Below are 22,341 nucleotides of genomic sequence, written 5' to 3'. Positions count from 1 at the left end.
TTTTTCACGACACGGATTACGCGACTAAGTGTTTCCGTGCGTGATGCTTCGGCGTTTGTCGCATGGCCAAGGTTCTCGACGCCGACGAGTGAGCCTTCTTTACATTATGTGTCGATGCCAGGCCCTGGCTAATCGTTGACCGGATTCCGCCGGGGACCAACTGGCAGTGTTTGCCGTCGGCCATGGCGGCGCGTTTGCAATACACGTCTACATAGGCAACCGTGTTTTGGGCGTGGTCCATCAGCAGGACTCGTGTCGCGACGCCAGGGCCGATCGAGTTATCGATGGCAATGGCGACGAACGGTTGTGGCGCCATACCCTGCTTGCGCAAGGCTTCCGAACTTTCGGCCGCACGCTGCGCTTGCATGAACTGTCTGTGCGTGTTGCCGACTAAGGCCTTTAATCCGTATCCCGTGGAAAGGTCGATGGAATACGTCTCGTATTGGCCGGGTGATGCCGTAACGGTGTAGGTTTGAAGGTTAGTGGCGTGGCTTTGGTCTTGAGCGCTGATACTTGTAGCGCACGCCAAACAGACTGCGATGGTGGTGGGGATAAGCAGGAGCTTCATTGGGGGGACTCCTTGCGGACGCAGGTGACCGCAAGGTCATTCTCTGCTCGCAAGAAGAAATAAAACGAACAGAGTTCATTAAAAAAAATGGAGTTTTGGTATCGATTTTCTCGATGCGATTGGCGTCGTGACTAACGACATACAAAGCATCATGACTAATGGCATACGTAGCGATCCGACAATAAAAATACCTGCCATTGAATGGATTTTTTTTGATGAAACCGAAAGTGGTTGCGTAGGAAACAGGTTGTGTCATAACACGTCAATGTTGGGGTTCGCTTTCGCTCACCCCAACCTACGCGTTACTTCTCGTCACTTTCGCGGACCGATGCCTCCGTCAACACGACCTCATACAATTCGAGGCGACTTTTGGTTCGAACCGCCCACCATGAAACGATGTAAGTAGGTATAAGCAGACACAGAAGGCAATAACCTACCCAGTGAACATGATCGGTAATTCCCTTCCAATCACCGAATGACCAATCTTTGAATTGCAAGTACAAAGCAAGCAACAACGGAAGGACGCCAAATTTCTCCAAGCCACCACTAAGCACGCCGGCACGAAAGGTCAATCTGCTTTTTCGGTCGCGCACATAGCGTAGATGGGTGTCAATGACGGAAAGTGGGTAATGGCGTATGGCATCCACGACGTCGTTGTACGGCACCAGTTTCTCGTCCAGTCCGCGCGCAAAATCCGTGTGTTGCTGCTGATAGTCCCGCCAGGCTTGTCGAAGTGCGTTGAGTAAAGCTGTCATTCCGCACAGCAATTCCAGCGCAAGACCAACATATAGCAGGTGCAGTCCAAGCTGATTGCGTAGCGTCAACCCGGCAATCACGCCAAGACCGCCGAATAGAACCATTCCTGCGAGCGCAAATCGAACTAGCTTGTTGATTACGGGGTCATCATCGACCTGTACATACGGTGCTAGACGCGACTCCAACCAAGCAAAGCTAAACGCCTCAGACACGGGTGAAGCCCCTACCGCTTCCGCGACTGATGCAACATCCGTTACGTCACGCGATTCCCCTGCCATAACTCCCCCCTTTTCCCATCAACGTTCCATGCAGAATGCTGGGATTGCCATCCCAGTCTACCTATGTTGATCCCCTTTCACTCTCTGTCAGCTAATTCGCCGACGCAAGTTCGCGTCCGCTGACAGATAACCGATTCGCTTTGTGCGAAGGTTTGTAAGTCGGGTGTGCCTCTGTGCTAAAGACCCCGGCACACCCGACATGGGTGGAGTAGCGCGGATCGCCTGGGCTGGAACCCAAACGATCCGCTGGCCACAACCAACTGATAGGAAGTTGATCATGGTTATCCCCGATCATACGGCACGCGCGTCCCTACGCGCCCCCGCCACGCCGCGTTTACCCCTACTCCACCGCCGCTCATACTGGACGGCGTCGGGACCGACTGGGAACTAGTAGAGAAAGTAGTCGGATTAGTCCTCTACCTAGGCAGGATTTTTCCTGCAGCCCTTCTCGCCATGCGCAATGCATGGCGAGACCTAACGTTATGGATAAACGCCCATGAAAAATGTGCTCGAAGACGGCCCCTACGCAGGGTCCTATGTGGTGCCCGCGGACTATTACGATCAGTTGTGCGAAGTGCGCGACAAAGTGATGTTGATGGCGCAATTGGCAGGCACCGCATCGTCGCTTCGCGATGACACCGCCATATTGCATATTCGCCGATCACTGGTGGGACAGATGTTTGCTGATTTGGGTTTTCAGCTTAACGATGTGTTGGAGAGCATTGCGCATGTCACGCAAATTTCGGGTTTGGTGCAGGCCAATTCGGTGAACTAAACGTCTATTGCGTAGCTAGGCTCAATCACCTCCGCTCCCTTCCCCCCAGATCGCCGCTTGACGCGCGAAAAGAACTAAACAGGGGTCAGAGTGCACTTAACTCTTGAAAGTGCACTCTGACCCCTGTTTTGCTCCTGTTTTGCCGCTGCGCTCAACTATCTCCGCCCCTTCCTCAGACCGCCGCTTGAAGCGAGAAAGGGTTCTGACCCCTTTTTTTTCTTGCCTTTTTTTTCTATAAGTCGTTTTAGACCGGTAGCTCAGATAGGCAGAGCGCCCGCCAGATCAGCGGGAGGCGTGGGAGCGAAACCCACTCGGTAAAGAGCTTTTTTCCAGAGTTCTTTACCGAGTCGATTCCGTTCAAGTTAGTGAGCTATCAACCAACATTTTTTGGCCTCGGCTGCCGTTGCGCGCCATGTAATAAGTTCCCTGTAAGTGGGTCGCACATTTCGAAAGCTTCGTTGCGCCACTTGATCTGCATAAGGTTTAGTTCTGTCTGAGTTTTAACTCCAGAAACAAACCTATGCCCACCAGAGACAAATCCAATGTATTGGCCGCATGAACTTCGTTCAACGACCGCAAATTGAGGCATACCCCCAGTAAACGGGTCCTCGCTTTCTACAACGGCTTCAACGAAGCCGGAAAATATAGATCTACTCGTACCGCCAACGTCCGACTTCTTCCAACGATCTGCGACCTTCCGGACGTAGACAGCTCCCGAACCAAACGCCGCTATTGCGCTAGAGGACGTTGGAAGCGCGAGTGATTTCCGATCGAATTTACCTCCATCAGAGCACTCAAGCTGGCTGACATGGAAATGGCTTGCTTTTCGCAAGCCAGATCTAATGCCATGAACAATTGAAAACGCAGACTTCTGAGCCACAGGAAAATCATCATAAAGACGCTCGACTAAGTCAGCGACTTTTGCGAACCTTTCATCTGGCTGCTCATGACCAGCATACAAAACGCCTGCATCAATTAGCGAAACCACTTGAGATAGGGCAAGGCATGGAAATAAAACGTCTCCATAGAATGCGAATATCTCAGGTTCTTTCTGAGAAGCAAACACCTTTTTACATGAGTTCCAAACCTCGGAGTTAGCCCAGGTAATACGGCTATCGCTCGCGAAATACAAAGCGGATGGACCAGAGCTATCAACCGAGAGCCAAGCCAGAAGTGATGTCACGAACAGAAATCCTTATCTCTATAGATGAGCGACAGAAAAGAGAGGATCAGAGCATTTTTCGTCGATGAAAAAGTGTTCTGACCCCTTTTTTACTCTTCACCGATCACTGGTGGGGCAACTGTTTGCTGATTTGAGCTTCCAACTTAATGATGTGTTGGAGAGCATTGCGCATGTTACGCAAATCTCGGGCTTGGTTCGGGCGAATTAGGTGAACTAGAAAGAACAAAGAGGACCGTAGCGCTCTCCTCTCTTACACATTTTTGCCGCGCTTCTCTTTTCCAAAAATCAACTGCATCCCCCTTTTTGCGATTCGCACGAATAGCCAAGCGACAAAATAGAAGAATGCCCCCGCCGAAAGAGAATTAAGCAGAACTAGCCCGAAGGAAAAATAGGGCAACACACGATTCAAGCCAAGCAAGAAGCTAATTTGATTTAACGGAACACCCAAGATTGCATCGATCACACGACCAGTAGGAGTAATACAGGTCGGCAGATCCATGTTGCACTCGTACCGACCAGCGCGATCGACAAACACCGCAATCACGCAACAAAGGTGCACGAAGCTTATCGTCAGAATGATCCCTATTGCTTTCCACTTACGCATTGCGGGCAGCTCTCTCTGACTGGTAATAGACGCGCTCAAAGTCTGCACGGACCGGGGCGACTAAATCGATAGGAATTCAGAGCACTTTCTCTACTCTAAAAACACTCTTGCCCCTTTTTTCGCCCGCCTTTTTTTGCAACTACCTCCGCCCGCCTCCCCCAGATCGCCGTTTGACGCGAAAAAAGCGCGAGAAAGAGTACTGTCTTTTTCCCCCCACCGCTTTTTTGCCCTTTTTTTGCACCCTTTTTTTCGCGCCTCCACCCAACCTAACCTTCAGCTCAATCTGTCGTCACTTGCAGGATAGACACTGGACACGTATATTTTTGTCCATCTTAACATATTGAGATACATATGGACGGACAAAAGTCTCGTGAGGCGCTGCTCGATTTTCTGCAATATGTGGCGCAAAAAGGCCTTATGGCGCCAGCAACTGCTCGCGCCCGCAAGGCAGCGGTGGGTAAAGTCCTTGGAATTTTGGATGAGCGAGAATCTCGCGACGTAACGTCAATTGACCTCGACGCGGTAATGCAACGATTTGGACATTTGCAAGGCAAGGGATACACGCCGGATAGCTTAGTTACCTACAAAAGTAGGGTTAGATCCGCATTGGATGACTTTGCGAGCTACGTAAAAAATCCACTGGCGTTCAAACCAAACGTGCAGTCACGTGAGCGGAAATCATCAGCATCTCCAAAAACGACTGCGAACTCTCCGAAAAATATTTCAGAAGACCTCACCCCCGACACACCTCGCCAGTCGATTTCGGCAGTTGCGGGCCCGATGGCTAGTAGCATCCTGCCAATTCCGATAAGAGCGGACCTTACGATCTACATCCAAGGCTTGCCATTCGACCTGACTGCCTCAGAAGCGAAGAAAATAGCAAGCGTAGTTCAGGCAATGGCTAACCCTTCGGTCACTTAAAAATTAGCCATAGCCGGCATCGCACAGATCATCTCAGGCTCATAATTTTCGAGGAATTTATGGCAACGCATCCGTATATCTCTGGCGCCGGCAACATTACACAAATGATTGGCTTTCTCAGAAAAAATTTCCCTGCGGTCGTAAACTCAGACACAGTGAAAAAGCTAGGCATTGCACCCCAAAATGAAAGCTACGTAATCAATGCTCTTCAATTCATTGGAATTATAGATGAAGAGAGCAAGAGGACTGATCGGGGTCATAGTGTATTGACTACACATGATGAAGAAGCATTCAAAAGCGCGTTTCAAGGCCTGGTTCGAGAAGCATATAAAGATCTGTTCGATTTACGTGGCAACGACGCATGGACCATATCCAAGGATGAACTCATCGGATATTTCCGAAGCACGGATAAAACCAGCGACGTGATCGGCACTCGTCAAGCAGGCGTGTTTCAAGCATTTCGCGGACTTGCGGGTTATGAACAAGCCAATGCGCCAGGTACTAAAAACAACAAGACTTCAAAGACGCCTACCAAATCGTCAAACGCAAAAACAACCAAATCGGCCAGCAAACCTACCGTAGTGAATACCACGACGCAGGAAAATACTAACAAAAAAGACATGGCGCTTACGGTACGTATTGAAATCAATCTACCGGCGGAAGCCAGCGCAGAGACATACGACAACATCTTCAAAAGCATGAAAGCCAATTTACTAAATGACTAATCCATTCTCATCATTTGAACGCATCGCGCGGAGTGCAAGGCATATAGGCTTTCGCACGCCGCAATCATCTCGCGATGCCCATCCATTCGATGAACGCAATGTCCATCCAGATATCGCGACGGTGTCACTCAAGCTATTTGACGATGGCCATTATTCGCAGGCGACTTTCGAAGCATTCAAGCTTTTGGACAACAAGGTCAAAGACGTATCCGGCATACAGGACAGCGGCTATAAGCTCATGATGGCTGCATTCAATGAAGCCAACCCGAAAATCAAATTGAATGACCTTTTGACAACAAGTGACAAAGACGAACAAATGGGATTCAGGTACGTCTTTGCTGGATCGATGTCGGCAATACGCAACCCGCGGGGCCATGACATAAGAACGGACTCTATTGATCTGTGCCTGGATTATCTTTCATTTGCATCTGTTCTACTTCGAACATTTGAAGCTCGGCGGTCACCTTAATTTAAATGCCGCAGACCAACAATTAACAATATCGCTTGAGCTTTCGCGCTGCTAAATCGCATCTAATTGTGTAAATGCAAAAAAGAGATGCACAAAAGTAACGGCATCCGAAAAGAGATTGAATACCTGCAAAAAAAGCCCGCGGATCTGCGGGCTTTTTGTTGTCAACAATATAATCAATTGTCGCTCAGTTACATATTTCGACGATATTCCCCACCTACATCATAAAGCGCATGGGAAATCTGCCCCAACGAGTTGTACTTCACCGCCTCCATCAACTGCTCAAACACGTTCTTCCGCTCGCGCGCTGTGTTCTGTAGCGTTTTGAGGCTTTCCGGCGCCAGCGAGTTACGTGCTTTACCATACGCCTGCACGTTGTCGATCTGCTGACCTTTCTCTTCTTCCGTCGAACGAATGAGTTCGATTTCGGTGGCGATTTCGCCGCCGTGGTCTTTGGGGAGGAAGGTGTTGACGCCGATGAGTGGCAAACTGCCGTCGTGTTTCTTTTGCTCGTAGTACATGGATTCTTCTTGAATCTTGCCGCGCTGGTACATGGTGTCCATGGCGCCGAGCACGCCGCCGCGTTCGCTGATGGCCTCGAATTCTTTATAGACGGCCTCTTCCACGATATCCGTTAGCGCATCGACGATGTGGCTGCCTTGCCAGGGGTTTTCGTTGAAGTTGAGGCCGAGTTCTTTGTTGATGATCATCTGGATGGCTACGGCGCGGCGCACGCTTTCTTCGGTGGGCGTGGTGATGGCTTCGTCGTAGGCGTTGGTGTGCAGGCTGTTGCAGTTGTCGAACAGCGCATACAACGCTTGCAGCGTGGTGCGGATGTCGTTGAACTGGATTTCTTGCGCGTGCAGGGAACGGCCTGAGGTTTGGATGTGGTACTTCATCATCTGACTGCGTGCGCTGGCGCCGTAACGCTCACGCATGGCGCGCGCCCAGATGCGGCGGGCGACGCGACCGATAACGGTGTACTCCGGGTCCATGCCGTTGGAGAAGAAGAAGCTTAGATTCGGCGCGAAGTCGTCGATGTTCATGCCGCGCGCGAGGTAGTACTCAACGATGGTGAAACCGTTGCTGAGGGTAAAGGCGAGCTGGCTGATCGGGTTGGCGCCGGCTTCGGCGATGTGATAACCGGAAATGGATACCGAATAGAAGTTGCGCACTTTGTGGTCGACAAAGTATTGCTGGATGTCGCCCATCATGCGCAGCGCGAATTCGGTGCTGAAGATGCAGGTGTTTTGCGCCTGGTCTTCTTTCAGGATGTCGGCCTGCACGGTGCCGCGCACGGTTTGCAGGGTTTCTTCTTTAATGCGTGCGTAGGTTTGCGCGTCGACGAGTTGATCGCCGGAAACGCCGAGCAAACTTAGGCCAAGACCTTCGTTGCCTTTGGGCAGATCGCCGGAGTACGTGGGGCGCTTTTTGCCGGCGAAGAGTTCGTCGATACGCTTTTGCGCGGCGGCCCAGCGGGCGTCGTCGGCCTTGAGGTATTTCTCCACGTTCTGATCGATCGCGGTGTTCATAAACATCGCGAGGATGATCGGCGCGGGGCCGTTGATGGTCATGGAGACGGAACTGGTGGGCGCGCTGAGATCGAAGCCGGAGTACAGCTTCTTCATATCGTCGAGCGTGGCGACGTTGACGCCGGAGTTGCCGATTTTGCCGTAGATATCCGGGCGCGGCGCGGGGTCTTCACCGTACAGGGTGACGGAGTCGAACGCGGTGGAGAGGCGCGTGGCGGCGCCGCCCTGGCTTAGATAATGGAAGCGGCGGTTGGTGCGCTCGGGCGTGCCCTCGCCCGCGAACATGCGGGTGGGATCTTCCCCGGTGCGGCGATAGGGATACACGCCGCCGGTGTACGGGTAATGGCCTGGTAGGTTTTCGCGCATGAGGAAGCGCAGCTGGTCGCCCCAGTCTTTGGTTTTGGGCGGCGCGACTTTCGGAATTTTTTGGTGGCTGAGCGATTCGCGGTAGTTCTCGACGCGGATCACTTTGTCGCGCACTTTGTATTCGTTGACGTCTTCGGTGACGGATTTGTACAGCTTGGGCCAGTCGCGCAGCAGGTGCAGGGCTTCGTGGCTGAGTTCGCGCAATGCTGCGTTGTAGCGTTGGCGCAGTACGAGCAGCGTGCGATCGGCGTTGGCGTCGTGCGTGGCTTCGTGGTCGTAGCGCTCCAGCGTTTGCGGGAGTTTGTCGTCGCCGAGTTCTTTCAGCGATTCGTAGTAGTGCTGCGCTTTGCTGGCGAATTCGGCTTCGCGTTCGATTTCGCTGTTGATGCCGCGGCCTTGTTCGGCGATTTCGGCGAGGTAGCGCACGCGCGCGCCGGGGATGAGCACGGTGGCGCGGGGTTCTTTGAGGGAGGTGTCGAGGCTCGGCTTGAAATCGCAGTTGGGCGACTCGGCGGTGTGATCGCTGCCTTTGGCGGCCAGCTTGTTTTGCAGCAGGCGGCACAGGTTGGTGAACATCCAAGTGACGCCTGGATCGTTGAACTGGCTGGCGATGGTGGGATACACCGGCACGTCTTCGTCTTTGAGGGTGAAGGCGGTGCGGTTGCGCTTCCATTGTTTGCGCACGTCGCGCAGCGCGTCTTCTGCGCCACGTTTGTCGAATTTGTTGAGCACCACGAGTTCGGCGAAATCGATCATGTCGATTTTTTCGAGCTGGCTGGCGGCGCCGTAGTCGCTGGTCATTACGTAGACGGGGAAGTCGACGAGGTCGACGATTTCCGAATCGCTTTGGCCGATGCCGGCGGTTTCTACGATCACCAAGTCATACGGCTGCGCTTTGAGGAAGTTGATGCAGTCGTGCAGCACTTCGTTGGTGGCGGCGTTTTGACGACGCGTGGCCATGGAGCGCATGTAGACGCGATGGCTGCGCAGCGCGTTCATACGAATGCGGTCGCCGAGCAAGGCGCCGCCGCTGCGGCGACGCGTGGGATCGACGGCGAGCACGGCGATGCGCATCTGCGGGAAGGCGTGCAGGAAGCGCAGCAGCAATTCATCCACCACGGAGGATTTGCCGGCGCCGCCGGTGCCGGTCATGCCGAGCACGGGGGTATGTTTGCCGGCGAGCGACCACTCTTTGCGCAGGCGCGCGAGTTCGGTGTCGCTGACTTTGCCTTCTTCGATGGCGGACAGCATGTGGCCGATGCTGATTTCGTCATCGATGCTGATGATGCCGGGGACGACGTCGTCGTTCTGCTCACGCTTGGCGGCGGCGTTGCCGGCGCGGTGCATGACGTCTTCGATCATCTCGGCGAGGCCGAGCTTCATGCCGTCGTTGGGGTGGTAGATGCGCTCCACGCCGTAGGCTTGCAGCTCGCGGATTTCTTCCGGCGTGATGGTGCCGCCGCCGCCGCCGAACACGCGAACGTGCGCGGCGCCCTTCTCTTTCAGCATGTCCACCATGTACTTGAAGTACTCGACGTGGCCGCCCTGGTAGGAGGACAGCGCGATGGCGTCGGCGTCTTCTTGCAGTGCAGCACGAACCACGTCTTCCACCGAGCGGTTGTGGCCCAGGTGAATGACTTCCGCACCCTGCGACTGAATGATGCGACGCATGATGTTGATGGCTGCATCGTGGCCGTCGAACAGGCTGGCGGCGGTGACGAAACGCAGCGGAGTGGTTTCGGCCTGCGCAGCGGTGGCAGGGACGTGCTTGGCGGGGGAACTCATGGGGACTCCGAGAACAGGTGTTCTGAGCCGACCATTCTAGTGGGGTTGCCTGTTAAGCGCGCGGGTGGTGGCGGGATTGCGGCGTGGGCGTGGCGGCGCGGCGGGATGGTGACGACGTTGTAATAGGTGTGGGATTCGGAGACGTATAGCGGGGCGTAGTGGATGCCTTGAAGTGGCTGCCTCCCTCTCCTGCGCACCCTCTTACCTCGCGTCACCCCGGCGAAGGCCGGGGTGATGTGAGGTTTTTTTGGGGCTGCGATGTGTGGTTGGAGATTTCTAGGCGAGCCCGAACGGCAAGTTGGGCGATGCGACGATGCGATCGCCGACGTTTTCGCCGCGCACAAAAGCAAGCGTTGCGTCGATAACTTCCGCTGCATCCAAAATGCGGTGATGACCTAAGCCTTGCGTGGTCAGCAGACGCGAGCCGGGCCAATAACGCGCATAGCGTTCGCCCTCTTCCCACGGCACTTCGTGATCGTCCAGATCGTGCACCACCAAACCGGGTTGACCAAGCGACGGCACATGGTGATGCACTTGCAGCTCGCGCGCATGGATGCCGGTGCGTTGGTGGTACCAGGTGAGGAACGGTTCTTTCAAATGCTGGCCGAGATGTACGAAGCGCATAAAGCGATTCGCGGCGGCTTCAATATCGGCGGCGGGGGCAATCAACACCAGGCGATCGGCGCTCCAGTTTTCGTCTTGCGCCAAGGCAACGGCAGCACCGCCCATGGAGTGGCCGATGGCCAGCGCGGCGTGGCCAAAATGCTTACCGATGGCGCGGATGGTGGCGATGAAATCGGGCAGCGTGCAGAGCTTGCCAGTGCTTGCGCCGTGGCCGGGTTGATCGAACGTGACGACGGCGAAACCGAGCGCGCGGAGTTTTTCGATCCACGGCAAATAGCGAAGACCGAAGCTGGACCAGCCGTGTACGAGCAACACATAAGGTTGCGTTTTTGGATCGCCCCACACGTACGTGGTGATGGTTTCGCCGCGAATGCGCAGTTCGCCGCGTTGCATGTCGCTATCGGGCTTGGCGGCGTTTGCGCGAATGCGACTGCTGGCGAAGGGCGTGGCGAATAAACGCGCGGCGCGATCGACGGTGCGCGTGGGCGCGATGCGACCGCCGACGGCGAAACCCAGGCGTACGGCGCCGAGTTTGAAGGCGTGGTTCGACGAACGGCGATGCGTGGAGACGGTTTGACGTGTCATGGCGAGCTCCTGGGGGTTCAGGGCTGATAACTTGCGAAGAGACGATCGAGCGCCGCCCACGTGTGGCGGTACGCGTCGTCGAAACCGAACAGGCTGGCGTCGTGATGCAGGGCGAGCAGCAGCGCGTAGATTTCGAATGCGAGCTGTTCGGCTTGGGTGTCGGTGCGCAGATCGCCGACGTCGATGGATTGGCGCACGGATTTGATGAGCTCATCGCGCCAGCCGGATTGCTGTTGCTTGACGCGCGCGCGCAACGCGCTGTTTTCGCGGCCGTCGTATTCCATCACCGCGCTGATCAACACGCAGCCGCTTTGATGGATGCGGCCCCATTCGCACCAGCGCTCCAGAATCGCGCGCAATCGCTTGAGGCCACGTGGCTGGGTGATGGCGGGGAGCAAGACGAAATCGATAAAGCGTTTGGTGGTGGCGTCGAGCAGCGCGAGTTGCAGTTCTTCGCGCGAACCGAAATGCGCGAATACGCCGCTTTTGGACATGCCCACGCCGAGCGCCAGCGCGCCGATGGAGAGGCCTTCGAGGCCGTCCTGGCGCGCCAATTCGTAGGCGTGGTCCAGGATGAGCTCGCGGGTGGTGGCGCCTTTGCTGGGGGTGGTTGCTGCGTTCATGGCAGGCAAAATAGCACGACCGTTCGTTTTATTTCTAGAGGGAAAGGCGTGTAGAGGGTGTTAACCCGGCCGATGCACCCTCCCTCCCCTGCTTTCGTAGGGGAGGGAGTTGAAGATCTGCTCCCTCCCCTGCTTGCAGGGGAGGGTTGGGGTGGGGTTGGTGGGGCTGGCCGTGCTCTTTTAGGTTTCTCGCGAGTGCGAAGCGACCCCACCCCAGCCCTCCCCTACTTTCGTAGGGGAGGGAGACGGAGATCTGCTCCCACCCCTACTGACGTAGGGGTGGGAGCAACGCCGTCGCAAATATTTCTGCTGTTTCCTGAACAAGCGAAAGCAATCACGTCAACACATCGAAACATGGCTGCGTTTTTCCAACTGTCAGCCACCACGACTGTGGCTGCTTTTCAACAAGAGAGGGACACCATGATCAGCATGACTCGCAAACTGGCTTTGGTTGCAGGCGCTGCCCTTGCATTGGCCAGCGTGAGCTACACGCCGCCGGCTTCTGCGCAGGTAAGCGTTGGCGTCGGCATCAACGTTGCGCCGCCGCCTCCGCGTTTCGAACGTGTTCCGCCTCCGCGTCGCGGCATGATTTGGGAGCCGGGTTATTGGCGTTGGCAACCGCGTTTCCATCGTCACGTTTGGGTGCCGGGCATGTGGGTGCATGCGCGACCGGGTTATCGCTGGTATCCGGGCGCTTGGACGCAACGCGGTCCGGGTTGGTACTGGCGCGACGGGTACTGGGGTCGCTGATTACGCATGACGCAAAAACCTGCGCTTTATCGTGCGATTAAGTGCAGGTTCGCGTAACCCTTGCTGTGTAGACTCACCCACCGATCTGGCTTAACTCGTCAGGTTTTCGAACCACATATCTACTGGGGAAGTACCTATGTCATTGCGTATTGCAGCTGTGCTCGCGCTTGTCGGTATCACGGCGATTACCGCCGGTTGCGTGGAAGAACAACCCGCACCGCGTCCGCGTCGCGTGGTGTATGTCGAGCAACCTGCTCCGCCTCCGCCGCAGGTGGTGGAAGTGATCGCGCCGCAGCCGCCGCCGGTGGAAGTGGTGGAAGAAGTGCCGCCGCCGCGTCCGGGTTATGTGTGGGCACGTGGTTACTGGCATTGGGATGGCGGTCGCTATGTAGCGATGCGCGGTCACTGGGAACCGGTGCGCCCGGGTTATCACTACGAGCATCCGCACTGGGAACGTCACCAGGATGGTTGGCACTTCCATGTAGGTGTGTGGGTGCAGGGCTAAGCGTTCGCTCGCATTCGCATCGAAAAGCGCCCCGCTTCGGCGGGGCTTTTTTTGTGGGCGAAAATTTGCAAGAAATTTGCATTGCAAGTTTCGTTTAACGCGCCGTGGATTCGTCATGGCCGTTACCGAAATGACGATTTGGATCGACATATCCACGCATGCGTTTGCGCAACATCACCAAACGTTTGCGCCGTTGCCGATGTACGCATTGCGTGCACTGAATGGTTATCTGAGCACGCTGCAAACCGACGTTGTAGGGCGAAGCGAATAACGGTCGGGCCGCACGTTGTCATCACTTGTCCTGCACACGTCAACGGCAAAGGTTTTTTGCGATTGGGCCGGCCGGATTACGCAAAAACGCCTGTGTTTTCGCGGCTTTGCTGCGGCGCGTCAGCATCGGTTTTGGGAGTCGTACTAAACTTATGGGGCTAACTCATCACCCCAGCCCTCTTGCTGGGGTTTTGAGTTTTCGGGCGTCAGGTCCTTGGCGGGGCCCAAACGCTTCCATACCAGGCTGCCAACCCCGGCACCGTCATACGTGGAGTCAACGTTCCAATGATTTTTGAAACCCTTGCGAAAACAGGCCATGAAGAAGTCGTCTTCTGCCATAACAAAGACGCTGGCCTGAAAGCCATCATTGCGATCCATAACACGGTGCTGGGCCCGGCACTGGGCGGCCTGCGCATGTGGCCGTACAAGACCGAGCAGGATGCCGTGAACGACGTGCTGCGTCTGTCGCGCGGCATGACGTACAAGAACGCCGTAGCCGGCCTTAACTTGGGCGGCGGCAAGGCCGTGATCATCGGCGATCCGTCGAAAGACAAATCCGAAGCGCTGTTCCGCGCGTTCGGCCGTTTCGTCAACTCGCTCAACGGTCGTTACATCACGGCCGAAGACGTGGGCATCGACGTCAACGATATGGAATACGTGTTCCGCGAAACGGAATACGTGACGGGCGTGCATCAAGTGCACGGCGGTTCGGGCGATCCGTCGCCGTTTACCGCGTACGGCACGCTGCAAGGCCTGATGGCTGCGCTGAGCTTCAAGTACGGCAACGAAGACGTGGGCAAGTACAGCTACGCCGTGCAGGGCGCGGGCCACGTGGGCAGCGAATTCATCAAGCTGCTGCGCGAGCAAGGCGCGAAAGTGTTCGTGACCGACATCAACAAAGACGCCGTGCAGCGCTGCGTGGATGAACTGGGTTGCGAAGCCGTGGGCCTGGACGAAATCTACGACGTGAACGCGGACGTGTACTCGCCGTGCGCACTCGGCGGCACGGTGAACGAGCAGACCATCGACCGCATCAAGGCGAAGATCATCTGCGGCGCGGCGAACAACCAGCTCGCCAACGACGCGATCGGCGAAGAACTGCAGCGTCGCGGCGTGCTCTACGCGCCGGACTACGCCGTGAACGCCGGCGGCGTGATGAACGTGTCGCTGGAAATCGACGGCTACAACCGCGAACGCGCCATGCGCATGATGCGCACGATCTACTACAACCTGGGTCGCATCTTCGAAATCAGCAAGACGCAGGGCGTGCCGACCTACAAGGCCGCCGACCGTCTGGCCGAAGAGCGCATCGAAGCCATCGGCAAGATCAAGCTGCCGCATATGGGCAACGGTGCGCCGCGCTTTGCGGGTCGTATGCGCGGGCAGTAATCGCTGCGTTGCTTGGAATGAAAAAAACCGCCGGGATGCCGGCGGTTTTTTTATGGTTGCGGGATGGTCATTGTGTTGAGGGAACGGCAGACGGTAGCTTCGATTTCATCTGCGCGATCCACACTTGCTGATCGGGACCGTCGCCAAATCTTGCTTTGAAATCGGCGATCGTTTGATCCAGTCCATCGCGCGGCTGTCCTTTTTGAATGTCTGCGCGAAGCAGCCAAGCGCGCTGATCTTCGGGGTGAAGCTGGAGCACGCGATTGGTGACCGTCCAACCCTTGTCCCAATCGTGGGTTGTGTGCACGTAGATATCGGCCAGCGCCACCAAGGCCCAGGCATCATCCGGATTCAATTGCAACGCCTGTTGGTAGTCTTGTATGGCCCTATCGGTTTGACCGGACACTTCGTAGGCGCGGCCGCGCGCTTCGTAACTATTCTCGTCCTGCGGAGTAAGCGCTACCAGCGCATTTCCTTCCGATATCGCCCAATCCATCTGATCTAAGCCGGGCAATTCGAATGCACGGCTTTGACGAACTTGAATGTCATCGGATACGAAGCGAAGCGCCTCCGAGCGATAAATCGCCCCAAAATTGGATGCGCCTCGACTCTCTGCTGCCCAACCCGCTCTCGCAAGCATCCGCTCTGGTGCGGGCTCGGCAAAGAGTTGTTGGTACATCCTCTCCTCTTCAAGAGGATTGCATTGACAATTCTCGACATAGGATTCGCCGCCGGTACGTTCCGATAAAAGCAAGAGCAATAGCGGGTTCTCTTTCGCGTGTCGCTGGGCGCCCGCAACGATACGTGCCGTTTCAGAGGCCGCTCCTTCCCATTTGGGCTGCGCCATCCAAACCAATCGTCCATAGATCGAGAAATTGGCGGGATCGGCCGCGAGACCATGCTTCGCAGCTTCCACTCCATAAGCGACATCGCCGCTAAGGCCAGCGGCCCAAATCATGGTCGCATACGCCGAAGTCAGTTTCGGCTCTATTTGTACTGCTGCATCTAGATCCGTACGCGCTTGCTGGAGTAAACGGTTCATGTCATCGAATGCGGATTGCGGAGTTTTGTCTGCGTACTCGCCGCCTCTCGCATCCCAAGCCATGGATACATACGAGATACCGCTGGCAGCAAGTGCAAACGGACTCTTTGGATCTTGACGCTTCCATGCGTCCATCAATGCGCGATTGGCTTCCGAACTGCCGGAAAAATCGGCGTTGAAGGTCCGGTCCAATACGGCTTGCGAATTCGGTTGGGTGAGCTGTGCGTGCAAGATATTCGCGTAGCGGCGATCAAGCTCCGCGGTGCGTCCGGATTGTATGAAATCACGCGCCTCTTCCCGGCTGACCAGAGGATCGAGCACATAGTGGCAATAGGCGACCGTTGCAGCCTTGGACCAGTTCAGCCCCGGCGGATCGGGATAGGCCAAACACCGCTGCAACGGATCCTCAATCGTTTCCGCCTTTCTGGCGTCCACCATGAACTGCTGAAACTGCGCATCAGTGAAGGGAGGTTTCTGCGGTTCAAAGTGGGTAATCGCGTGGATCGGCAGTGGATGAGGCAACACCGCCATCGGCGGCTGCAGGATTCGAGGCAGTAATAAAGCAAATAGGCCGGCGATGCCGACCAAAGCGACTCCCACCAGCAAAAGCCAGCGCACACGCGTAGTCATATCGTGGATTCCCTGTCGATACGGGAAAACTTACATAGCTAACGGTAAAGGGCAAGCCATCGATCAGCGCCCGCCCAGAGTCCCTGAAAGCGATAGCGCGGCGTGGTTCTGGATCAAAACTGTACTTTTGAGTACTGAAAAATATCGGCCTTTCGGTCTGCGATTTCTTTCGCTTTGCCCGCCAACACCAAACACCAATCCGCAGCACTTCTGCTAGACTTTTCCAGCAAGAAAATACGCGGTAAGGCATTGCTTGCATTGGCAAAGCCGGATTTAGGGGGGCCCGCTCCGCGGGTTAGGAAAATGGGATGCTTTCACGGCCTGGCGTCATCCGGCTGCAGCGCTTTATCTGTTACAAGCGCAGCCGATAAACAGGCACGGGGAAGCTATGCAGGGCTGCAGCGCAGGCTGGTGTGTATGAACGCAATGATGAAAACCGGGATCAGCGACGAGGACATCCTGCTCAGGCTCAAGGATGTGCTGCACGAAACGTTCGAGATCGATCCCGTTCGAGTAACGCCTGACGCGCACCTGTTCACCGACCTGGAGCTGGACAGCATCGATGCCGTGGACCTGGCGATCCAGGTTCAAGACATGACTGGCATGCGCATCAAGCCTGAGGATTTCAAAAACGTTCGCACCGTGGGCGATGTCGTCGCCACCGTGCGGATGCTGCTGACTCGTTGATTGCAGGCAGAGTGCCTTATGCCGCATGCACCAGTCGCCGCGGGAGATTTTCATCCCTGCGCGCTGATTCCCATCTACAACCACAAGGACACCATTGCGGCAACGGTGCAGGCACTGCGCGCGCATGGGCTGCCTGTGGTGATCGTGAACGATGGCAGCGATGACGCCACGCGCGATGTGCTCGACGCGCTGGATTCGCCCGAAGTTCAAGTGATTCACCTGCCGCGCAATGGCGGCAAGGGTCGCGCGCTTTCTTGCGGCATGATTGCGGCGCGCGATGCGGGTTTTTCGCATGCGCTGCAAATCGATGCGGACGGCCAGCACGATGTCGGTGATGTGCCGCGTTTTCTTGCCGAAGGTTGCGCGCATCCCAAGGCGCTGATCTGCGGCCAGCCGATTTACGACGAAAGCGTGCCGCGCGCCAGGCTGTATGGACGCTATGTCACACACGTATGCGTGTGGATGGAAACCTTATCGTTCACGCTGCGTGATTCGATGTGCGGTTACCGTCTGTACCCGCTGGATGCAACGTGTGCCGAAATCGATCGCGCGCCCCTGCCCGCGCGCATGGATTTCGACACCGAGGTGGCGGTACGCCTGATGTGGTGCGGCGTGCCGGTGCGCAACGTGCCGACCCGGGTGATCTATCCGGAAAACGGGCTCTCTCACTTTCATATGCTGCACGACAACCTGCGCATTTCGGCGATGCATACGCGCTTGCTTTTTGGCATGGTGCTTCGCGTGCCGATGTTGTTGTGGCGCAAGCGGCGAAGGAGTGCGGCATGGGCGACCTAACGCAACAGCTCCCTCTCCCCTCCGGGGAGAGGGTTGGGGTGAGGGGCGAATCTTGCGACACGTCTTCATCGTTGCGCTGCGATCCGTTCGGTGCTTTGCCTGATATGCGTTTGTCGCGAGGGCGCCCCCTCACCTCAGCCCCCTCCCCAAAGGGGAGAGGGAGTTGGTTAGCGGTGCTGTTGATAGTGTTGTGTTGCTTCAGCTTTACGTCGCAGGCGCAAAACACAACGTCGTCGGATGTCCTGAAAGACGTGCTCGGCCAATTGAGCAAGCACAGCGCCGTGCGCGCGGCATTCGAGCAGCAGCGCAAGAATCCTGCGTTGATCGAACCACAAAACAGCAGCGGCCAACTGCTGTTCGTCACCGGCCACGGCATGCTGTGGCAAACGCAGAAACCCTATCAGCAAACGCTGGCGTTGACCGGCGCCAAGACGGTCAGCATCGATGCGGATGGGCGCATGCAAACAGTGCGCAACGAACGCGGCGTCAGTCAGATCTCGCAGATGTTGCAATCGATGCTTGCCGGGCAGATCGAAGCGGTGACGCGCCAATTCAACGTCAACGCCAGCGGTACGACGGGCAATTGGACGTTGAGCTTCACACCGAAACAAGCGCGCGTGGCGCAGGTACTTCGCAGCATCCAGCTCGATGGCGGAGCATTTCTGCAAGACATCCGCGTCGATATGCAGGACGGCGGTCAAACGATTATTCACATGACCGACACCCGCGACGCCGGCCCGCTCAGCGAGCTTGAAAAACACGCGCTCGGTTCCCCATGACGTCGCGCAACCTGTGGCTGCGCGCTGGATGTTTCGTGGCGGCGACGTTGCTGGTCGCATTGCTTGGCGCGTGGCTGCTGTTCGGGCGTAGCGGTTCCGCGATTGAAACCGATTTGCTGGCGATGCTGCCGGCCACCGAACGCAATCCGCTAGCGGAAGTAGCGGCGCAACGATTGGCGCATGCCAATGGCGATCGCGTGATTGTGGTGATCGCGAACGCCGACGACGATCGCGCCAAAGCTGCGGCGCGGGAATTGGGGCAACTGCTCGCCAAGGACGATGTTTTCGCCTCGGTCACGGCGGAATTGCCGCCGTTCGATCTGCAGCAACTGGTTACGCCATATTTGGCGCACCGCTTTACGTTGCTGACCGACACAGATCGCCAAGCGCTTTCTCAACCCGGTTACGATCCTGCACGTGCGCTGGCGCAACGCATCAACGCGCCGTTTGACACCGGCGTTGGAACGCGGCTTCAAGACGATCCGTTCGGTTGGTTGCAGCATTGGCTGGATCAGCAGCCGTGGAGTCGTTCGCCGCTGCTGCCGGAAGATAACTTACTGACGGCGCATCGCGACGATGGCACGTATGTGCTGATCACGGCGACGTTGCGCGGCTCTTCCTACGACGATGTCGTTCAACAACGCGCACTGAGTGCGTTGGATCAAGCCGAACGCACGATCGAACACGATCAACCCGATACGCGCGTGCTGCGCACGGGTGCATTGTTCTACGCCGCATCGGCACGTGCGGATGCGGAACGCGATGTGCATCGGGTGGGTTTGATTTCCACCGTCGGCATTGCGCTTCTGTTGCTAATGGTTTTTCGTTCGCCCGGGCCGTTGCTGTATGCGTTTCTCTCCACCGCTATCGGCATCGTCGCCGCCACAACGGTTAGCGTGCTGATGTTCGGCCATATCTATTTGCTGACGCTGGTGTTTGGCGCCGCCTTGCTGGGCGAAGCGGTGGATTACTCCATTCAATACCTGACGGCGCGCGCGAACGCTGGCGATGCATGGCAACCGATAAAAGGCTTGCATCAGGTGCGCATGGCCCTGCTGTTGGCGCTGGGCACGTCGTTGCTTGGCTACGCGCTGTTGGGACTGGTGCCTTTTTCGGCGTTGCGGCAAATGGCCTGTTTCGCGATGACGGGCATGACGGCCGCGTGCCTTAGCGTGTTCTTTTTATTGCCTGCGTTGTTGCAACGTTTCGCCAAGCCCTTGTCCGAGCCCTCGGTCCGCATTGCGCTGGCGTTGCAAGGCGTCGCGTCGCGGCTGGCATCGGGTTGGCGCGGCGTGGCCATCGCGGCGCTGCTGCTTGTGGCGTCGATACCCGGCTGGCTGCAATTGGGTCATGACGACGATGTGCATTTGCTGATCTCCCCGCCCGCGACGTTGATGGCGCAAGAAAAGCAGATTCGCGATATCACCGGCTTGGGCAACGCGACGCAGTTTTATCTCATGCAAGGCGCGGACGACGAGCAAGTCTTGCAACGCGAAGAAGCGCTGGAGCAACGACTGCAAGGGTTGGTTGACGCTGGAAAGCTGCAAGGCTGGCTTGGTCTGGCCGGCATGGTGCCATCGCTGCAACGTCAACACGTCAATCAAGCATCGCTTGCGCCCTGGTTTTCGCAACCGGATCGCATGCGCCAATGGTTGAACGCTACGGGTTTTCGCGACACCGATATCGAACGCTTTATGCAAGCGTGGCCGGGGACGCCGCTGACGTTGCAGGTGTGGTTGAAAACGCCACTCGCCGCGCCTTTTGGTTATTTGTGGATGGGCGACAGCGCGCAACATGGCGCCGCTTCGCTAGTTCTACCGCAGGGCGACGTATCGAGTGCGTTGCTCAAGCAAGCTGCCGACCATCTGCCCGGCGTAACGTTGGTGGATAAAGCGTCTAGCGTTTCGGATCTCTTTGGTCGCTATCGTCGCTACGCCAGCCTTTGGCTGCTCGCGGCGATCATGCTGATCGCGCCGGTATTCGCTTGGCGTTATGGCTTGCGCAGCGTGCCGCGCGTCATGGCGCCGCCGGTATTGGGCATGTTGTTTACGCTCGCCGTGCTCGGCTATCTGCATCATCCGTTGACGCTGTTTCATTGGATGGCGTTGATGCTGGTGCTGGGCGTGGGCGCCAATTACGCCGTTTTTCTGCGCGAGGGCGAGCCGCATGTGACGCATCGTCCTGGCGCAATGTACGCCAGCGTTCTGCTATCGGCGATTACCGCATTGCTGTCGTTTGGACTGCTGGCGTGGAGTTCGATGCCGGCGCTGCGCGAATTTGGACTTACCCTGCTGCTGGGTATCGGCTTCACCGTTTTGCTGGTTCCCGCCAGCGTGGCATCACAAACGTCTATGCGACTTACTTCTGCACGGAGCACCCGCCGATGAAACGCGTTGTCATCACCGGCATGGGCGGCATTACGCCGCTTGGACACGACTGGTCCGAGATCGAACCGCGCTTGCGTCAAGGCGGTAATGCGGTGCGCCGCATGCCGGAGTGGGATTTCTTTGAATCGTTGAACAGCCGTCTTGGTTGCCCCGTCGACGATTTTCAGATTCCCGATTGGCCGCGCAAACATCTGCGCTCGATGGGTCGCGTGGCGCAATTGGCGGTTGCCGCGAGCGAACGCGCGCTGCGCGACGCGGGTTTGCACGGCGATGCCAGCATTGCCGACGGTCGTATGGGCGTGGCCTATGGTTCGTCCGGCGGTAGCGTGGACCCGGTGCGCGTGATGGGTCGCATGCTGGAAACCGGTTCCATGCAGGGTGTGACGGCGACCAGTTATGTGCAGATGATGGCGCATACGACAGCGGTCAATGTCGGCGTGTTCTTCGGTTTGAAAGGTCGCATTCTGCCGACTTCCAGCGCTTGCACATCCGGCAGTCAGGCGATCGGTTTCGGTTACGAAACGATCCAGCAGGGTAAGCAGACCTTGATGTTATGCGGCGGCGCAGAGGAATTGTCCGGCCCTGGCGTCGCCGTATTCGATACGCTATTCGCCACCAGTACGCGCAACGATGAAGCGAATCTGACGCCCCGCCCGTTCGATCGTGCGCGCGATGGTTTGGTGGTGGGTGAAGGCGCCGCGACGTTGGTGTTGGAAGAATACGAACACGCTCGTGCGCGCGGCGCGCGTATCTACGCGGAGATTGTCGGCTTCGGCTGCAATTCCGACGGCAACCATATTACGCAGCCGACCAGCGAAACCATGTCGACCGCGATGCAGTTGGCGCTGAAGGATGCGCAGCTCTCTTCCGGAGCCATCGGTTATGTCAGCGCGCACGGCACGGCGACCGATCGCGGCGATGTGGCGGAAAGCCACGCCACTGCGCTGGTGCTAGGCAAGCGCGTGCCGGTGAGTTCGATGAAGAGTTACGTGGGCCATACGCTCGGCGCGTGTGGCGCGCTGGAATCGTGGTGGGCAGTGCAGATGATGCGCGATGGCTGGTTTGCGCCCACCATCAATTTGCACGAGCCTGACGCCGCGTGCGCGGAACTGGATTACATCGTGGGTTCGGGGCGCGTGATGGGCACGGAGTTTGTAATGAATAACAACTTCGCGTTTGGCGGCATAAATACGTCGCTGATTTTTAAGGCGCTGGGTTGATTCGCATGAATGTGCCAATCCCTTCCAGTCGTCATTCCGGCGAAGGCCGGAATCCAGTAAAGATTGACGTGCGAAGCACACGACATAAAAAGA

At 56.8% G+C, this 22,341-nt stretch carries 21 protein-coding genes; 13 read left to right on the top strand and 8 right to left on the bottom strand.

Translation table 11 applies throughout. The features are described from left to right. Window positions 1–16 precede the first annotated feature (16 nt). Together L0U79_RS08755 and L0U79_RS08750 are read right to left on the bottom strand one after the other, a co-directional pair. Window positions 17–568, bottom strand: a complete 552-nt coding sequence (locus L0U79_RS08755; RefSeq protein ID WP_233841482.1) for a hypothetical protein — start codon at window positions 566–568, stop codon at window positions 17–19. Between the two features lie 302 nt (window positions 569–870). Next, window positions 871–1,602 (bottom strand): hypothetical protein, encoded by a 732-nt coding sequence (locus L0U79_RS08750; RefSeq protein ID WP_233841480.1) that lies wholly within the window; start codon window positions 1,600–1,602, stop codon window positions 871–873. Between the two features lie 496 nt (window positions 1,603–2,098). Here L0U79_RS08750 and L0U79_RS08745 point away from each other — a divergent pair, with 496 nt between their 5' ends. Next, the gene (locus tag L0U79_RS08745; RefSeq protein ID WP_233841478.1) at window positions 2,099–2,377 is read left to right on the top strand and encodes a hypothetical protein; all 279 of its coding nucleotides are present in this window, start codon (window positions 2,099–2,101) and stop codon (window positions 2,375–2,377) included. Between the two features lie 373 nt (window positions 2,378–2,750). Here the strand turns inward: L0U79_RS08745 and L0U79_RS08740 are convergent, their stop codons facing one another. Both L0U79_RS08740 and L0U79_RS08735 read right to left on the bottom strand, forming a co-directional pair. After that, on the bottom strand, window positions 2,751–3,560 hold the full coding sequence (locus L0U79_RS08740; protein ID WP_233841476.1) for a hypothetical protein: 810 nt from the start codon (window positions 3,558–3,560) through the stop codon (window positions 2,751–2,753). A 250-nt stretch (window positions 3,561–3,810) separates the two neighbouring features. Further along, on the bottom strand, window positions 3,811–4,059 hold the full coding sequence (locus L0U79_RS08735) for a hypothetical protein (RefSeq protein WP_233841474.1): 249 nt from the start codon (window positions 4,057–4,059) through the stop codon (window positions 3,811–3,813). Between the two features lie 456 nt (window positions 4,060–4,515). On the opposite strand from L0U79_RS08735, the gene L0U79_RS08730 reads away from it, so the two are divergent. From L0U79_RS08730 to L0U79_RS08720, 3 genes are read left to right on the top strand one after another with little or no spacing between them, the layout of a single operon-like run. Further along, the gene (locus tag L0U79_RS08730; RefSeq protein WP_233841472.1) at window positions 4,516–5,085 is read left to right on the top strand and encodes a hypothetical protein; all 570 of its coding nucleotides are present in this window, start codon (window positions 4,516–4,518) and stop codon (window positions 5,083–5,085) included. Window positions 5,086–5,144: 59 nt separating this feature from the next. Beyond that, window positions 5,145–5,810, top strand: coding sequence for a DUF5343 domain-containing protein (locus L0U79_RS08725; RefSeq protein ID WP_233841470.1), 666 nt, complete (start codon window positions 5,145–5,147; stop codon window positions 5,808–5,810). Next, window positions 5,803–6,279 (top strand): TIGR02391 family protein, encoded by a 477-nt coding sequence (locus L0U79_RS08720; protein WP_233841469.1) that lies wholly within the window; start codon window positions 5,803–5,805, stop codon window positions 6,277–6,279. The genes L0U79_RS08725 and L0U79_RS08720 overlap by 8 nt, the downstream gene beginning before the upstream one ends. A 191-nt stretch (window positions 6,280–6,470) precedes the next feature. Here the strand turns inward: L0U79_RS08720 and L0U79_RS08715 are convergent, their stop codons facing one another. The 3 genes from L0U79_RS08715 to L0U79_RS08705 form a co-directional block, all read right to left on the bottom strand. Continuing rightward, complete coding sequence (locus L0U79_RS08715; protein WP_233841468.1) at window positions 6,471–9,962, bottom strand: methylmalonyl-CoA mutase family protein; 3,492 nt, start codon at window positions 9,960–9,962, stop codon at window positions 6,471–6,473. Between the two features lie 276 nt (window positions 9,963–10,238). Next, window positions 10,239–11,171: an alpha/beta hydrolase gene (locus L0U79_RS08710; RefSeq protein WP_233841467.1), complete on the bottom strand. Its 933-nt coding sequence runs from the start codon at window positions 11,169–11,171 to the stop codon at window positions 10,239–10,241. A 17-nt stretch (window positions 11,172–11,188) separates the two neighbouring features. Beyond that, entirely contained in the window at window positions 11,189–11,794 is a 606-nt protein-coding gene (locus L0U79_RS08705; protein ID WP_233841466.1) for a TetR/AcrR family transcriptional regulator, read from the bottom strand. 420 nt (window positions 11,795–12,214) lie between these two features. Between L0U79_RS08705 and L0U79_RS08700 the strand changes: the two genes are divergently transcribed. The 4 genes from L0U79_RS08700 to L0U79_RS08685 all read left to right on the top strand — a co-directional run bounded on the left by L0U79_RS08700 (window position 12,215) and on the right by L0U79_RS08685 (window position 14,708). Further along, window positions 12,215–12,544 (top strand): hypothetical protein, encoded by a 330-nt coding sequence (locus tag L0U79_RS08700; RefSeq protein WP_233841465.1) that lies wholly within the window; start codon window positions 12,215–12,217, stop codon window positions 12,542–12,544. A 136-nt stretch (window positions 12,545–12,680) separates the two neighbouring features. Continuing rightward, window positions 12,681–13,049 carry a hypothetical protein gene (locus L0U79_RS08695; RefSeq protein WP_233841464.1) on the top strand — a complete coding sequence of 123 codons (369 nt, stop codon included), beginning with the start codon at window positions 12,681–12,683 and terminating at the stop codon, window positions 13,047–13,049. 115 nt (window positions 13,050–13,164) lie between these two features. Continuing rightward, complete coding sequence (locus tag L0U79_RS08690) at window positions 13,165–13,320, top strand: hypothetical protein (protein WP_233841463.1); 156 nt, start codon at window positions 13,165–13,167, stop codon at window positions 13,318–13,320. A 284-nt stretch (window positions 13,321–13,604) separates the two neighbouring features. Continuing rightward, a complete protein-coding gene (locus tag L0U79_RS08685) occupies window positions 13,605–14,708 on the top strand; it encodes a Glu/Leu/Phe/Val dehydrogenase dimerization domain-containing protein (RefSeq protein ID WP_233841462.1) in 1,104 nt (367 codons plus the stop codon). Between the two features lie 67 nt (window positions 14,709–14,775). Here the strand turns inward: L0U79_RS08685 and L0U79_RS08680 are convergent, their stop codons facing one another. Continuing rightward, window positions 14,776–16,380, bottom strand: a complete 1,605-nt coding sequence (locus L0U79_RS08680; protein WP_233841461.1) for a tetratricopeptide repeat protein — start codon at window positions 16,378–16,380, stop codon at window positions 14,776–14,778. A 174-nt stretch (window positions 16,381–16,554) separates the two neighbouring features. Here L0U79_RS08680 and L0U79_RS08675 point away from each other — a divergent pair, with 174 nt between their 5' ends. The 5 genes from L0U79_RS08675 (at window position 16,555) to L0U79_RS08655 (ending at window position 22,248) form a co-directional block, all read left to right on the top strand. Then, on the top strand, window positions 16,555–17,067 hold the full coding sequence (locus L0U79_RS08675; RefSeq protein ID WP_233841460.1) for an acyl carrier protein: 513 nt from the start codon (window positions 16,555–16,557) through the stop codon (window positions 17,065–17,067). Window positions 17,068–17,085: 18 nt separating this feature from the next. Continuing rightward, window positions 17,086–17,862 (top strand): glycosyltransferase family 2 protein, encoded by a 777-nt coding sequence (locus L0U79_RS08670; RefSeq protein ID WP_233841459.1) that lies wholly within the window; start codon window positions 17,086–17,088, stop codon window positions 17,860–17,862. 173 nt (window positions 17,863–18,035) lie between these two features. Next, window positions 18,036–18,641 (top strand): outer membrane lipoprotein carrier protein LolA, encoded by a 606-nt coding sequence (locus L0U79_RS08665; RefSeq protein WP_233841458.1) that lies wholly within the window; start codon window positions 18,036–18,038, stop codon window positions 18,639–18,641. Then, a complete protein-coding gene (locus L0U79_RS08660) occupies window positions 18,638–21,028 on the top strand; it encodes an MMPL family transporter (protein ID WP_233841457.1) in 2,391 nt (796 codons plus the stop codon). The genes L0U79_RS08665 and L0U79_RS08660 overlap by 4 nt, the downstream gene beginning before the upstream one ends. Next, a complete protein-coding gene (locus tag L0U79_RS08655; RefSeq protein WP_233841456.1) occupies window positions 21,025–22,248 on the top strand; it encodes a beta-ketoacyl-ACP synthase in 1,224 nt (407 codons plus the stop codon). The genes L0U79_RS08660 and L0U79_RS08655 overlap by 4 nt, the downstream gene beginning before the upstream one ends. Window positions 22,249–22,341 lie beyond the last annotated feature (93 nt).

It is taken from the genome of Dyella sp. 2HG41-7 (genome assembly GCF_021390675.1).
GTDB lineage: Bacteria > Pseudomonadota > Gammaproteobacteria > Xanthomonadales > Rhodanobacteraceae > Dyella_B.
The sequence above is the reverse complement of the archived record's forward strand: the minus strand, read 5'-3'. Positions and strand labels throughout refer to the sequence as shown.